This is a genomic window from Vallitalea sediminicola (assembly GCF_054408565.1).
On sequence record NZ_BTPT01000087.1, the window covers coordinates 33,301 to 48,210 of the forward strand.

Sequence of the window (14,910 nt, forward strand, 5' to 3'; positions counted from 1 at the left end):
TAAATATGAAACACAAAGCATTGGCATTAGGAGACAAAATTGAAATATCTAGATTGAAATTTAATACAAACGAAACTTATAAGAATGAGAAAGTATATATTAGTATAATACAAGACATCAATAATGATGAAATAATAATATCTGCTCCAGTAGAAAATGGGAAAATTATTCCGTTAGAAGTAGGAGCCGCGTATATACTATCTATCTATACTAAAGGTGGATTATATAAATGCAAATCCTCTGTTAAGAATAGATATAAGAATAAGAATTTACACTTTATTACAATGGAAGTACAATCTGCTATGGTTAAAAGTCAAAGAAGACAATATTTCAGATTAGAATGCATTCTTTCTATTCTTTTTGCAGATATAAAGGAAGATTCATGGAATGAAGGGATTATTGTAGACATAAGTGGTGGAGGATTAAGATTTACCTCCAAAAACAAGATGGACACCAATAGTACTTTAAAATGTAAAATAGAAATGAATATTAATAATAAAGTAAATATTGTAGAGCTTAAAGGCAATGTGATATTATCTGATATCGTGGATTTTGAAACAATGAAATACGAAACAAGAATAATGTTTAACGATATTTCAAATGAGGATAGAGAAAAAATAATTAAATTTATCTTTGAAGAAGAGCGAAAGAGACGAAAGCGAAAAAAAGGACTGTGATGATATGGGCATAATGAAGAAAAAAATACTTGTTATTGATGACTCTGCATTCATGAGAAGAGTTATATCTGATATAATTAAAAGTGATTCTAGGTGTGAAGTAATAGGAACTGCAAAAAATGGAAAAGAAGGGCTTGCAAAAATAGAAGAGTTGAAACCAGATGTTATAACTCTTGACATTGAAATGCCTATAATGAATGGGTTACAGATGCTAGAACAATTAAAAGTTCTGAATCTTAATGTTCCTGTAATTGTTATGAGTACTTTAGCTATTGAAGGTAGACAGGAGACGATTAAGGCACTTGAACTTGGAGCAATTGATTTTGTTACTAAACCTCAAAACATATTTAAGGTTAATACAGAGGAAATGAAAAATAGGTTAATTGAAAAACTATTAATGGCAGTTAATACAAATACTTCAAAGATACCACAGTTAAAACCTATTGAAAATAAAGAAAAAATAACAAAATCTTTTAGTAGCAACAGGAAAAAAAGCTGTTTATGCAAAAATAAAGTAGTTGCTATTGGTTGCTCAACTGGTGGACCTAGAGCACTTCAATATGTTTTGCCTTATCTTCCTAGTAATTTGGATGCAGGGATTATTATTGTACAACATATGCCAGCAGGATTTACAAAGTCTCTAGCTGACCGACTTAATCAATTAAGTGATATACATATAAAAGAGGCTGAAGATGGCGATGTGATTGTAAATGGTACAGCTTACATTGCACCAGGTAATTGCCATATTAAGGTAATACAAGATAAAAATTGTAATTTGATTGTAAAATTATCTAAAGACGATCCTCTTAGAGGACATCGGCCAGCGGTAGATGTAATGATGAATTCTTTGGTTGACATCAATATTAAAGATCTTACAGGTGTAATTATGACTGGTATGGGAAGTGATGGCACTGAAGGACTTGATAATCTTAAAAAAAGCCAACAAATTCATATAATCGCTCAAAATGAAGAAACTTGTGTTGTATATGGAATGCCTAAGGCAGTAGTTGCTAAGGGTATTGCAGATGAAATAGTACCATTAGAATCAATATCAGACTCAATACTTAAGAAAGTGGGGGTGCTTTAATTTGGATATAAGCCAATATCTAGACATATTTATTGAAGAATCAAAAGAACATTTACAAAGTTTAAATGAATCATTATTAGAACTTGAAAAGAACACAGATAACGTAGAGTTAATTAATGAAGTTTTTAGAGTTGCTCATACTTTAAAAGGTATGGCTGCTACAATGGGATATAAGCGTATGCAGAAGTTGACACATGATATGGAAAATGTGTTATCTGAAATAAGAAGCGGAAACATTAAAGTAGAAGCTAATTTGTTGGATGTTTTATTTCAATGTTTAGATGCTTTAGAACAGTATGTTGATTTAATTGTTGAATCTGGTTCAGAAGGGGACAATGATAATCATAATATTATTGATAAACTTAATATGATATTAAATAATGATGTTGAAGAGGCAAGTACTAAGAAAGATGATGTAGGTAGCACTCATGATACGTCTGTAAAAGTAGAACCATTATCAGATTCAGAAAAAAGAAAACATCTAAATATTAATTTTACCGATTTTGAAAAAAATGCGATTTTAAAAGCATATGAAGAAGATTTTAAGGTTTATGGAATAACTATCTATATAAGTGAAAGCTGTGTTTTGAAGTCAGCAAGGGCTTTTATAGTATTTAGAACACTAGAAAAATTAGGACAAGTCATAAAATCTTATCCAGCAGTTCAAGATATTGAAGATGAAAAATTTGATACTGATTTTTCTACTTTCATAGTAACTAAAGAAGATTCATCAAATATCATAAAAGAATTAACTTCTATCGCTGAAGTTACAGAAGTATTGACAGATGAAATTAATATTCCTAGCGAACAAAATCAAGAGGTAGTGGAGAAACAAGATAACGCTGCTACTAATGATAAAAATATTAAAAAAGAAAACACCAATTCTAATAAAACTAAATTATCTAAACCAAAGACAAATAGAACTGTTAGAGTAGATATTGAAAGACTAGATACTCTTATGAATTTAGTCAGTGAACTTATTATTATAAAAAATGGCTTAGAGACTATAGAGTTAAAAAACACTAGCCAAAATTTCAATGAACAAATAGAATATCTTGAAAGAATTACGACTAATTTACATGATGCGGTTATGAAAGTTAGAATGGTTCCCATAGAACGTGTATTTAATCGTTTCCCAAGATTGATTCGTGACTTATCCAGAAAATTGAATAAAAAAATCGAATTACATATGTCAGGTGAAGAAACTGAACTTGATAGAACAGTTATAGATGAGATAGGCGATCCTTTAGTTCATTTATTAAGAAATGCTGGAGATCACGGATTAGAGACTCCAGATGTAAGAGTAAAAGCAGGCAAAGACCCTGTAGGTAATATTGATCTGAGAGCTTATCAAGATGGAAATAACGTAATTATTGAAGTTAATGACGATGGTAATGGTATTGATGTAAGTAGGATAAAGAATAAAGCTATTAGTAATGGAGTTTTATCAGCTGAGCAAGCTGATAGTATGAATGACCAAGAGATTATAGAATTATTATTTAGACCAAGCTTTAGTACTGCAGAGAAAATATCAGATGTATCTGGTAGGGGTGTAGGTCTAGACGTAGTTAAGACTAAAATAGAGGCTCTTGGTGGAGATATTGAAGTTAAGACAGAAATTAATAAGGGCAGTAAGTTTATTATTAGACTTCCTCTTACTCTTGCTATTATACAAGCTCTAATGGTTAACCTTGGCGATGAAAAATATGCAATACCTCTAAATACTATTCAGAATATAGAGGATGTATTGATTTCAGACATTAAATATATCCAAAACCAAGAGGTCATTAATCTTAGAGGTCATGTAATACCAATTATAAGGCTTCATGATAAATTAGATATTCCAAGTGAAGATACAGAAAAAGATTCTTTAACAGTAGTTATTGTCAATAAAGGAGAAAAACAAGCAGGGATAGTGGTTGATTCTCTAATTGGACAACAAGAAATAGTAATTAAGACGCTTGGAAAATATTTAACTAATATCAAATTGATTGCAGGAGCTACTATACTTGGTGATGGTGAGGTTGCATTAATTTTAGATGTCAATTCATTAGTATAATAGGAGGACCTATAATGGAAGAAAATAAAAATCAAGAATTAATACAATTTATAGTTGCAAAAATCGGTCATGAACAATATGGAGTTAATATACAATTTGTTCATAATATTGAAAGAATGTTAAAAGTTACTAGAGTTCCCAAAGCACCATATTACGTGAAAGGTGTTATTAATCTAAGAGGAGATATCATTCCAGTAATGAGTTTAAGACTTAAGTTTGGACTTGAACCTGATGAATATACCAATAACACAAGGATTATTATTGTTAAATTGGATGGAAATCCAATGGGACTAATAGTTGATGAAGTTAAAGAAGTCATTAACCTGACAGAAGAAGATATTGAAAAAATAGCTAAAGATTCAAACGATGAAAAAAGTATTTATGTTAAAGGTGTTGGTAAGATAGGGAAAGAATTAGTAACTCTACTTAATATTGATGGCTTAATAAATACTAATGATTAGAGTTAGCAATTAAATTGACTAGATATTATAGACTAAAAATAAGTGGTTCATGTCTTATGTGAAGGGATTGGATATTTTAATGGATAATATTAATATTGATACTTTAGATAATATACAGCTGGATGTTTTAAGAGAAATTGGTAATATTGGGGCAGGTAATGCTACAACTGCCCTATCTCAAATGATTAACAAAAAAATTGATATGGGAGTACCTAAAGTTAATATATCTGAATTTAAGGAACTATCAGAGGTATTAGGTGGTGCTGAAACTCAAGTTGTTGGAATACTTCTTAATGTTGAAGGTGAAATCAATGGAATGATGATGTTTGTACTTGAGAAGATATCAGCACATAATTTAGTAAATATTCTTATGGGAAAAGAACTAAATACTTTTGAAGATTTTACTGAAATAGATTTATCTGCTTTAAAAGAAATAGGAAATATTATAACTGGTGCATATTTAAATTCATTATCATCATTGACTAATTTGAAAATCATATCATCTATACCATATATGGCTATTGACATGGCTGGAGCAATACTGAGTGTACCTGCTATTGAATTTGGTAAAATTGGGGACAAAGCATTATTAATACAAACAGAATTTGGCGAAGGTGAGGATAAAGTTTTTGGTAACTTTATATTAATTCCTGATGTTAAATCTTATGGGACAATACTAAATTCTCTAGGGATAACAGAATAACATATGGATGAAAAAATAAAAGTTGGGATGGCAGATCTTAATGTCTGTGTATCCCCTGGTATTTTGACAACACTTGGACTCGGTTCCTGTGTAGGCATTGTGCTATATGATCCAATCAAGAAGATTGGAGGACTTGCACATGTCATGTTACCCGATAGTACTCAGATAAAAAACAATAGCAATTTAGCAAAATTTGCAGATACTGGTATAAAAAAATTAATTGATGATATGACTAAGTTAGGTGCTAGCAAAAATCGACTTGTAGCAAAGTTGGCAGGAGGAGCACAAATGTTCGCATTTAAAAGTAGTAATGATTTAATGCGAATAGGTGAGAGAAATGCAGAGGCATCAATCAAGATGCTAAAAACGTTAGGGATAAAAATCCTTTCAAAAGATACAGGTGAAAATTATGGTAGAACAATAGAATTTTATACAGAAACTGGAGATTTATTAATTAAAACAATTGGTAAAGACATAAAAATTATATAAGGATGGTAAGTAACATGGTTAGAAATTTACGTATCATAATAATGCTTATTGCAGGTATTATTGTTTGCATACTAGGTTTAATAAATAGATATGATATTAAAACACTAACTATAACAATGATTATCGTTTTAGCTATATTCTTTATCTTAGGTTCTATCATACAAAAAGTAATCAATAGGTTATATGTTCAAGTGAAAAAGAGAGAAAAGGAAAAAAAACTCAGTGAACTGAGTGAGAAATTAGCAAAACTTGATAAAGAAAAAGATGATGAAGAAGAAATAGAAGAAGATATTAAACCCGTAGAAGATGGTAAAACAGACTAAAAACTTTAACGGAGGCTAAAATGGATGAGAAGAGTAGGGTAATATTATGGCAAAAGTATTCAAAAGAAAAATCATTCGAAATCAAAGAAAAATTGATTATAGAATATGCACAACTTGTAAAAGTTGTAGCAGGCAGATTGAATATGTATCTAGGTAATAATGTTGAATACGAAGATCTTGTTGGGTATGGTGTTTTTGGTCTAATTGATGCAATTGATAAATTTAATTTTGAAAAGGGAGTTAAGTTTGAAACTTATGCCTCCCTAAGAATTAGAGGTGCCATATTAGATAATATTAGACGAATGGACTGGATTCCAAGATCGCTTAGAAAAAAACAAAAATTAATAGACAATGCTAACTCCCAATTAGAAAGTACTTTAGGACGATTAGCTACTGATGAGGAGATAGCTTGTGAGCTTGATATAACTTTAAAAGAATATAAAAAATGGTTAAACCAAACTAAATTATTAACATTAACATCCCTTGAAGAATATATTGAGCAAGGAAGCGAAATTAGAATTGAGCCTATGAACAAATCTAGATATACGCAACCTGAAAGAGTTGTTGAAAAAAATGAGCTTAAAGAAATATTAGCTGATGTTATTGATAATTTACTTGAAAATGAAAAACGGGTTATTGTTTTATACTATTTTGAGGAACTAACATTAAAAGAAATAAGTCATATTTTAGGGGTATCTGAATCAAGGATTTCTCAAATACATACTAAGGCACTAAAAAAATTAAAAATAAAGTTGGGTAATAATATGGAACTATTAGCAGGTTTCTAGGGGAGTGATAATATGGATACCAATATTTATGATGGATATTTTAATTTATTAAACAAAGAAGATGGGTTATATATTAAGTTGTTTCCATGCAAGGATAATGGAAACAACATAGAACTAGACGACATAGTTACAACTTTGGAAAACAAAAATATTATTGACTTCAATAAAGATTTATTAATTAAAGAATTGAATACTCTTGAAGAGATAAAAGAATTTAAAATATCAGATTCTATCATAGAGACAATTAATGAAACAATGGATTTAAATGTTTCTATGGATAAATTAAGTGTTTATATTAGATTTTATCCACCAGTTGGAGAAGGAAAAATTTTATTCAGTAAAGAGATAACACAAAAATTACAAGAGAAGAATATTGTATTTGGTATAGATCATGGTAAAATGGAAGATATTGTAAAAAATAAAAAATACAACAAAGATATTTTAATAGCAAAAGGATTAAAACCTATAAATGGAAAAGACGGTAGGATAGAATATCTGTTTGATACAGAAAAAAAATTAAAACCTCATATGAATAATGACGGTACTGTAGACTATCATAAGCTTAATCTTATAACTAATGTCAAAAGTGGTGACACATTAGCAAGACTAATAGCAGAAGAAGAGGGTATAGTTGGTAAAAATGTTTTCGGAGAAGAAATCTCACCACCAAAGGTAAAAGCTAAGAAGTTATATTTCGGTAAGAACACTAAAGTCAGAGATAATACATTGTATGCAATAAAAGACGGACAAGTAAAACTAGATGATGGAAAAGTAATAGTTCTTGATTATCTAGAAATACCTGGTAATGTTGATAATTCAACTGGAGATATTGAATTTTTAGGAACTATTCTTGTGCGTGGTAATGTGCTAACTGGTTATAATGTTAAAGCTAAAGGTGACGTGGAAGTTAGTGGAGTTGTTGAAGGAGCACATATTGTTGCGGATGGAAATATTATTCTCCACAGAGGAATACAAGGCATGGACAGAGGAGTCATTGAAGCAAAAGGTAATGTTATGGCTAAGTATATTGAAAATAGTAAAGTAACAGCAGGTGGATGTATACATTCAGATGCTATTTTACATAGTGATGTTTCTAGTAAAGGAAATATATTAGTGGATGGTAAAAAAGGATTGATATCTGGTGGAACTTTGAGGTCTGGTGTTGAAGTCAGTGCAAAAGTAATAGGATCTCATATGGGTACAGTGACTACAATTGACGTAGGTGTTGATCCAACATATATAGATGAATTCAATGAAATACAAAAAGATATTAAACAATTAACAAAGGAAGAAATTAAGTTAACTCAGATAATAACTTTGTTAAATAAGAAAAAAAGGATTAATGGAAATCTTGATGAAGAAAAAAAAGAGATGCTTATAACAGCAACACGTAGTAAAATATTTGTAAGTAATAAATTAACAAGTAGTCAAAAACGATATGATGAAATGGTGGATAATATTGATAATAAAAATATTGGTAAAGTTAGAGTTATAGGAAATATATATCCAGGAGTAAGAGTATCTATTGGCAATGTAAAATATTATGTAAGAAAAGATATTAAATATTGCGTTATGTATCAAGATGGTGCCGATATAAAAGTTGCAAGTTATAACTAATAATGAAAATATAAGAGGAGGTAATTCTATGTCTATAAGACCACTAGATATGCAAGTGATGTTACCTAAAACTCAAGAGATTGCAAGTATTAAACATCTTGACCAGCAAAAGGCAAATATAAATCAACATAATATATCTCAATCCATCAATAGTAAGGTTGAGAATGAAACTAAAAATGTGGTGAAATCTGGTGAAAATGAGAAAGCATACTCTAGATCAGATGCCAAGAAAAAAGGCAATAACAAATACCAAAACAATAAAAATAAAAAAGATAATAAAAAAGAAGATAGTAATAAAGGAAAACAGAGTTATAGTGGAAGAACAAAAATAGATATCAGAATATGATTATTTAATATAATATTAATATAAAATAATAATAAGAGGTAACTTACATGGATAACATAAATATACTTGTTATAATTTCTATAATCATAGGGATTATATTTATAATATTAAGTTTTATATTTAAAGATAAATCAGATGGAAACAAAAATAATCAAAATGAAGACAAAAAACTTGAAGATTTCATATCCAATGTTGACCATAAAGAAAATATAACTTTTGATAAAGAGCAGGTAATGGAGGAAATAAGCAATAAAATTCTGGAATTAAATGATTATTCTAGTTTTATCAAACAAGAACTTAATGATAAGCATAAAGAATTACTTTTTCTATATCAACTAATAAGTGAGAAAGAAAAAAATATTAAAAAATTGTCAAATCTTAAAAATATAAAAAAAGATGAAAAGCCCCAACAAGTTATTACTAATTCAGTTAAAAAATTAGATTCTAATAATATATCAAATAATATAAGTAACAATATAAAGGATAATAATGACGAAATACATAATCTTCATAGAGAAGGATATTCCATTACAGATATAGCAAAAGTTAAGGGATTGGGCAAGGGAGAAGTAAAATTGATATTAGAGTTGGGTGTAACAAAAGAAAACTAAATTAGCTTGAGGTGCATAAATGAATAAACATAAATATTTTTTTAGAGGTGTAGGTATTACTTTAATAATAACTGCTTCAATTTTCTATTTTATAGGATTGAACATCACTAAAAAATCAATAGAAGTTATAAGTGACGACGAAATAATATTAAGGGCCGAAGAACTAGGTATGATAGATAAAAATCAGATGAATACTAAAAAAGAGAAATTAACAGATGATGAAATAATTGATAGAGCAACTAAATTAGGTATGGTATTTGAAGAGACTATAGAAAAAGACGGCGATGAAGAGGTTAGGATTGAAGGAATAGAAAGATTAACTGAGAATGAGCAAGCGTCACAAGAAAGTGATACTGTTAAGATAGACATAAATTATGGGATGGGTTCAGAAGAAGTAGCTAAGATATTGTTTGATAATAAGATTGTAGATAATGCCCAAGAATTTGATAACTATTTAATGAAAAATAAATTTGCCCATAGAATAAAGATAGGTACATATGAATTTAAATTGAACAGTACATATGAAGAAGTTATGAAAATTTTTACAAATTAACTTGATTAATTTTGTGTATTGTGATATACTAGCACTCGTGAAAAAACACGCATTTAGATTTTTAGAAAGGTGCCTGATGGGTATTCTAAAAAGATGAAGAATGCGGAAGAAAAAAACCAAAAACACGGAGGTACAACATGAGCGTTATTTCGATGAAACAATTGTTAGAAGCGGGTGTTCATTTTGGACATCAAACTAGAAGATGGAATCCTAAAATGGCTGAGTATATTTATACTGAGAGAAATGGAATTTACATCATTGATTTACAAAAAACTGTAGGTAAAGTAGACGATGCATATAATGCTATTAAAGATGCAGTAGCAGATGGTGGAAATGTATTGTTTGTTGGTACTAAAAAGCAAGCGCAAGATGCAATTAAGATAGAATCAGAACGTTGTGGAATGTTCTATGTTAACCAAAGATGGTTAGGTGGAATGTTAACTAACTTCAAGACTATTCAAGCTAGAATTGGAAGACTTAAGAAATTAGAAAGAATGCAAGAAGATGGTACATTTGATTTATTACCAAAAAAAGAAGTAATTAAGTTAAAGCATGAGATGGAAAAACTTGAAAAGAACCTTGGCGGTATCAAGGAAATGAAAGGTATTCCAGACATTATGTTTATAGTCGATCCTAGAAAAGAAAAAATTGCAATTCAAGAAGCTCACATTTTAGGTATCCCTATTGTATCAATTGTAGATACAAATTGTGACCCAGAAGAAGTTGATTATGTAATCCCTGGTAATGATGATGCTATTAGAGCGGTTAAATTAATTGTTTCTAAGATGGCAGATGCTGTAATTGAAGCTAACCAAGGAGCACAAGATAATATAGAAAAAGCTGCAGGAGAAGCAGAAGCAAAAGCAAAATAGTAATTAATAAAATGCTTCAACCAGCTACTATGGTTGAAGCATTTATTGTATATTTCAAAATATGTATTGGGTATGTTTATTATGTTAATAATTTATAATAGTAAAAACAATGCATTGCTGAAATTATAATATATACAATATTAATAAATGTGATAAAGTACGAATATAATAAATGAATATGGAGGGTGTAAATTATGGCAGTAACTGCTAGTATGGTAAAAGAGTTAAGAGAAAGAACTGGTGCTGGTATGATGGATTGTAAAAAAGCACTTATAGAAAATAATGAAGATATGGAACAAGCTATTGAATTTTTAAGAGAAAAAGGATTATCAAAAGCAGCTAAAAAAGCTGGTAGAATTGCAGCTGAAGGTTTAGTTGCAGCATATGTATCAGACGATAATAAAGTTGCTTCAATCGTAGAGGTTAACAGTGAAACAGATTTCGTTGCTAAAAATGATACTTTCAAAAAATATGTTGCAGATGTTGCAATAGGAGCTTCTAAAACAGAAGCACAAGATATTGAAGGATTTTTAAATGATGCTTGGATTAATGATGAAAGTAAATCTGTTAAAGAAGTTTTAACAGAGCAAATAGCAGTAATCGGCGAAAACATGAATATTAGAAGATTTGAAAAATTCATGGCTGATGGAAGCTTTATTACATCTTATATCCATGGCGGAGGAAAAATTGGTGTTATTGTAGAAATGACTGGAGAAGCTAATGAAGCTACATTAGAATGTGCTAAGAATATTGCGATGCAAATTGCTGCGGTATCTCCAAAATATATTTCTAGAGATCAAGTGGATGCTGAATATGTCGAAAAAGAAAAAGAAATCTTAAAGCAACAAGCTAAGAATGAAAATCCTGACAAACCAGATGGTATTATTGAAAAAATGATCATTGGTCGTGTTAATAAAATGATGAAAGAAATTTGTTTATTAGATCAAGCATATGTAAAAGATGGTGATGTAAATGTTTCTAAATATATTGCATCAGTTGCGAAAGAAACAGGTGTAGAATTATCAATTAAGAGATATGTACGTTTCGAAACTGGTGAAGGTTTAGAAAAAAGAGAAGAAAACTTTGCAGAAGAAGTTGCTAAACAAATGCAATAATATGAATTTTCATATGTAAGTTAAATAAAAGGAAACACTTAGTGTTTCCTTTTTTTAAAGAAATGAATATTTTATACTAGTAAAAATTACTAGTTTGTGATAAATTAATAGATAGAGGTGTTTTATATGTCAAAGTATAACAGAGTATTACTAAAATTAAGCGGAGAAGCTCTTTCGGGTGGAAAAGGCATAGGATTTGATGAACAAACTGTATTAATGGTTGCTAATCAAATTAAAGATATAGTAAATGATGATAATCAAGTAGCTATAGTTATTGGTGGAGGTAACTTCTGGAGAGGAAGAAGCAGCCAGAATATGGATAGGACTAAATCAGATCAAATCGGAATGATGGCTACAGTTATGAATTCATTGTATATGGCAGAAATATTAAGAACTCTAGGCATGAAAAGCGTTGTGCAAACACCTTTTAGAGTTGGAACAGTGACAGAAGAATTTTCTAAAGACAAGGCACTAGAACGTTTAGCAAATAATGAAGTTGTACTATTTGCAGGAGGCACAGGACATCCATATTTTTCTACAGATACAGCAGCAGCGTTACGAGCTATTGAAACTGAATGTGATGTTATATTACTTGCCAAAAATATTGACGGTGTCTATGATTGCGACCCAAATCAAAACAAGAATGCTAAGAAATATGATAAATTAACTTATAAGGATGTAGTATCGAAAAGTTTAAATGTAATTGACTTGACAGCAGCAATTATGTGTATGGAACAAAAGGTTCCAATGCTAGTATTTTCTTTGAATGAACAAGACAGCATTAAAAATGCTATGGATGATAACATTAAAGGTACATTTATTACAGTATAAGCTATATAATAAATAGTTAATATCCTGCTATTTATTATAGTATAACTAATGAAAATAATAGGAGGAGATAAAATGTTAGAAGAGATTAAAAAATATGAAGAGAAAATGAAAAAGACAATTAATGCATTAGAAAATGATTATAATGCAGTTAGAGCAGGTAGAGCTAATCCACATGTATTAGATAAGATTACTGTAGAATACTATGGACAAGCAACACCTTTACAACAAGTTGGAAATGTTTCTATTCCAGAACCTAGAATGATACAAATACAACCATGGGATACAAGTATGATGAAGGAAATAGAAAAAGCAATTCTTGCATCTGATGTAGGGATTACACCTAATAATGATGGTAAACTCATTAGACTAGTATTTCCAGAGCTTACAGAAGATAGAAGAAAATCTTTGACTAAAGAAATTAAGAAAAAAGGTGAAGATGCTAAAGTAGCTGTTAGAAATATTAGAAGAGATGGTTTAGATAGATTCAAGAAAGCATTAAAAACTCATGAAATAACTGAAGATGATTTGAAAGATTATGAAACAAGTATGCAGAAATTAACAGATAAATATATTAAAGATATAGATGTACATGTAGAAAACAAGACTAAAGAAATATTAACAGTCTAAAACTGTTTTGGTTTACCCCTCTATATGAGGGGTTGTTTTTAATATATTTTAAGATATGAAGATGCTTTTAAATGAGAGGAATTGTTGTTTATGGTAGTTGATAGTAACTATAATGTTCCAAGACATGTCGCAATAATAATGGATGGTAATGGTAGATGGGCAATGGCAAGGGGTAAAAAAAGACAATACGGTCATAGACAAGGTTCTAAAACATTAGAAACTATTTGTAAGCAGGCTTATGACATAGGTATAGACTATATAACAGTATATGCTTTTTCGACTGAGAATTGGTCAAGACCAAAAGAAGAAATAGATAACTTGATGAATTTATTAAGACAATACTTAAAAAGTAGTTTGAAAAATGCTAGTAGGGATAATATAAAAGTGAGAGTAATAGGGGATAAAAAAGGGTTGGATAAGGATATTAACGCTAGTATTGATAGATTGGAAGAGGGCTCGAAAGACAACACAGGATTACAATTACAGATTGCACTAAATTATGGAGGACGAGATGAAATTGTAAGAATGACAAAAAAGATAGTTACTGACTTTGAAAATAATAACATTAATATAAATACCATTAATCAGAAAACAATAGAGAGGTATCTTGACACAAAAGATATACCTGACCCGGATTTATTAATAAGAACAAGTGGTGAAATGAGAATAAGTAACTTCTTGCTTTGGCAATTAGCGTATACAGAGTTTTACTTTGTTCAAAAACATTGGCCAGATTTTACTATTGATGATTTGAAAGATGCTATAGAATATTATAGTAATATTGAACGAAGATATGGCAAAGTCAAAGAAAAATAGGAAAGAAGGGAATAGGTAAAATGAAAACGAGAATAATATCATCTATTATAGCGTTACCTATATTGTTAGTTCCTTTAATACTTGGAGGTAAGATACTAATACTTGTATTATTTTTAGTATCATTGTTAGGACTTTATGAGTTTTATAGAGCTTATAAGGTTGAACGTTTAGAACTAAAATTAGTTGGATATATAGCATCCCTAGTATATTATTTATTATTGATATTTGATAAAAGTGCATATTTTGGGGAATTTTATGGTATATTCTTTTTAATATTATTAATAAGTTATGTATTTGTTTATCCAAAATTTAATCTTAAAGATATTATGACTATTTTTATTGGGTTTTTCTATGTAGTCTATCTCTTATCATATATACTATTAGTAAGAAGCAATGAAACTTATGGTACATGGTTGATATGGTTAATATTCATTGTTGCATTTGGTAGTGATACTATGGCTTATTTTGTTGGAGTCAATTTTGGTAAACATAGATTAGCAGAAAAATTAAGTCCCAAAAAGAGTATTGAAGGTTCCATAGGAGGAATTGTTGGAGCTATTGTACTTTCAGTTATTTATGGTATCATATTACTTAATATTGGTGAATTGGCAGATCCTATGATACTAATACCTTTCATATTTATTGGAGGAATTGGTTCTATATTATCTCAAATAGGAGATTTAGCTGCTTCAGCAATGAAAAGGCAGAATAACATTAAAGATTTTGGTACTATTATGCCAGGTCATGGAGGTATATTAGATAGATTAGATAGTATTATTTTTACAGCTCCATTTGTATATTATATTATGAAGTTTTTTATTTTGTAGTAGAGAAAAATACTTTTTATAATATAAATTTAGATTAAAAGAAATAAATAATTATACTAAAAAATATATTTAATATATAAAGCAAATATATTAGTCATTTGAAAGAGG

Annotated in this window: 18 protein-coding genes; all 18 read left to right on the forward strand. The window is 29.4% G+C overall.

What is annotated here, in order from left to right:
* Positions 1 to 5: 5 nt before the first annotated feature.
* The gene (locus ACX6CF_RS24695; RefSeq protein WP_458788045.1) at positions 6 to 677 is read left to right on the forward strand and encodes a flagellar brake protein; all 672 of its coding nucleotides are present in this window, start codon (positions 6 to 8) and stop codon (positions 675 to 677) included.
* Positions 678 to 690: 13 nt separating this feature from the next.
* Positions 691 to 1,764 carry a protein-glutamate methylesterase/protein-glutamine glutaminase gene (locus ACX6CF_RS24700; protein ID WP_458788046.1) on the forward strand — a complete coding sequence of 358 codons (1,074 nt, stop codon included), beginning with the start codon at positions 691 to 693 and terminating at the stop codon, positions 1,762 to 1,764.
* 1 nt (position 1,765) lies between these two features.
* Positions 1,766 to 3,823 carry a chemotaxis protein CheW gene (locus ACX6CF_RS24705; RefSeq protein WP_458788047.1) on the forward strand — a complete coding sequence of 686 codons (2,058 nt, stop codon included), beginning with the start codon at positions 1,766 to 1,768 and terminating at the stop codon, positions 3,821 to 3,823.
* Between the two features lie 14 nt (positions 3,824 to 3,837).
* A complete protein-coding gene (locus ACX6CF_RS24710) occupies positions 3,838 to 4,284 on the forward strand; it encodes a chemotaxis protein CheW (RefSeq protein ID WP_458788048.1) in 447 nt (148 codons plus the stop codon).
* 79 nt (positions 4,285 to 4,363) lie between these two features.
* Entirely contained in the window at positions 4,364 to 4,987 is a 624-nt protein-coding gene (locus ACX6CF_RS24715; RefSeq protein WP_458788049.1) for a chemotaxis protein CheC, read from the forward strand.
* Positions 4,988 to 4,990: 3 nt separating this feature from the next.
* Positions 4,991 to 5,476, forward strand: a complete 486-nt coding sequence (locus ACX6CF_RS24720; protein WP_458788050.1) for a chemotaxis protein CheD — start codon at positions 4,991 to 4,993, stop codon at positions 5,474 to 5,476.
* Positions 5,477 to 5,490: 14 nt separating this feature from the next.
* Positions 5,491 to 5,799: a hypothetical protein gene (locus ACX6CF_RS24725; RefSeq protein ID WP_458788051.1), complete on the forward strand. Its 309-nt coding sequence runs from the start codon at positions 5,491 to 5,493 to the stop codon at positions 5,797 to 5,799.
* A 20-nt stretch (positions 5,800 to 5,819) separates the two neighbouring features.
* Positions 5,820 to 6,587 carry a FliA/WhiG family RNA polymerase sigma factor gene (locus tag ACX6CF_RS24730; protein ID WP_458788052.1) on the forward strand — a complete coding sequence of 256 codons (768 nt, stop codon included), beginning with the start codon at positions 5,820 to 5,822 and terminating at the stop codon, positions 6,585 to 6,587.
* A 12-nt stretch (positions 6,588 to 6,599) separates the two neighbouring features.
* Positions 6,600 to 8,204: a DUF342 domain-containing protein gene (locus tag ACX6CF_RS24735; RefSeq protein ID WP_458788053.1), complete on the forward strand. Its 1,605-nt coding sequence runs from the start codon at positions 6,600 to 6,602 to the stop codon at positions 8,202 to 8,204.
* Between the two features lie 28 nt (positions 8,205 to 8,232).
* On the forward strand, positions 8,233 to 8,550 hold the full coding sequence (locus ACX6CF_RS24740; protein WP_458788054.1) for a hypothetical protein: 318 nt from the start codon (positions 8,233 to 8,235) through the stop codon (positions 8,548 to 8,550).
* Positions 8,551 to 8,597: 47 nt separating this feature from the next.
* Positions 8,598 to 9,161: a DUF6115 domain-containing protein gene (locus ACX6CF_RS24745; RefSeq protein WP_458788055.1), complete on the forward strand. Its 564-nt coding sequence runs from the start codon at positions 8,598 to 8,600 to the stop codon at positions 9,159 to 9,161.
* Between the two features lie 19 nt (positions 9,162 to 9,180).
* On the forward strand, positions 9,181 to 9,714 hold the full coding sequence (locus tag ACX6CF_RS24750) for a hypothetical protein (RefSeq protein ID WP_458788056.1): 534 nt from the start codon (positions 9,181 to 9,183) through the stop codon (positions 9,712 to 9,714).
* Between the two features lie 137 nt (positions 9,715 to 9,851).
* Complete coding sequence (rpsB, locus tag ACX6CF_RS24755) at positions 9,852 to 10,586, forward strand: 30S ribosomal protein S2 (protein WP_458788057.1); 735 nt, start codon at positions 9,852 to 9,854, stop codon at positions 10,584 to 10,586.
* A 194-nt stretch (positions 10,587 to 10,780) separates the two neighbouring features.
* Positions 10,781 to 11,701, forward strand: a complete 921-nt coding sequence (gene tsf, locus ACX6CF_RS24760; protein WP_458788058.1) for a translation elongation factor Ts — start codon at positions 10,781 to 10,783, stop codon at positions 11,699 to 11,701.
* Between the two features lie 126 nt (positions 11,702 to 11,827).
* Positions 11,828 to 12,532 carry a UMP kinase gene (gene pyrH / locus ACX6CF_RS24765; RefSeq protein WP_458788059.1) on the forward strand — a complete coding sequence of 235 codons (705 nt, stop codon included), beginning with the start codon at positions 11,828 to 11,830 and terminating at the stop codon, positions 12,530 to 12,532.
* Positions 12,533 to 12,604: 72 nt separating this feature from the next.
* Positions 12,605 to 13,159, forward strand: a complete 555-nt coding sequence (gene frr / locus ACX6CF_RS24770) for a ribosome recycling factor (RefSeq protein ID WP_458788060.1) — start codon at positions 12,605 to 12,607, stop codon at positions 13,157 to 13,159.
* Positions 13,160 to 13,249: 90 nt separating this feature from the next.
* The gene (locus ACX6CF_RS24775; protein WP_458788061.1) at positions 13,250 to 13,975 is read left to right on the forward strand and encodes an isoprenyl transferase; all 726 of its coding nucleotides are present in this window, start codon (positions 13,250 to 13,252) and stop codon (positions 13,973 to 13,975) included.
* Positions 13,976 to 13,995: 20 nt separating this feature from the next.
* Positions 13,996 to 14,802, forward strand: a complete 807-nt coding sequence (locus ACX6CF_RS24780) for a phosphatidate cytidylyltransferase (protein ID WP_458788062.1) — start codon at positions 13,996 to 13,998, stop codon at positions 14,800 to 14,802.
* Positions 14,803 to 14,910 lie beyond the last annotated feature (108 nt).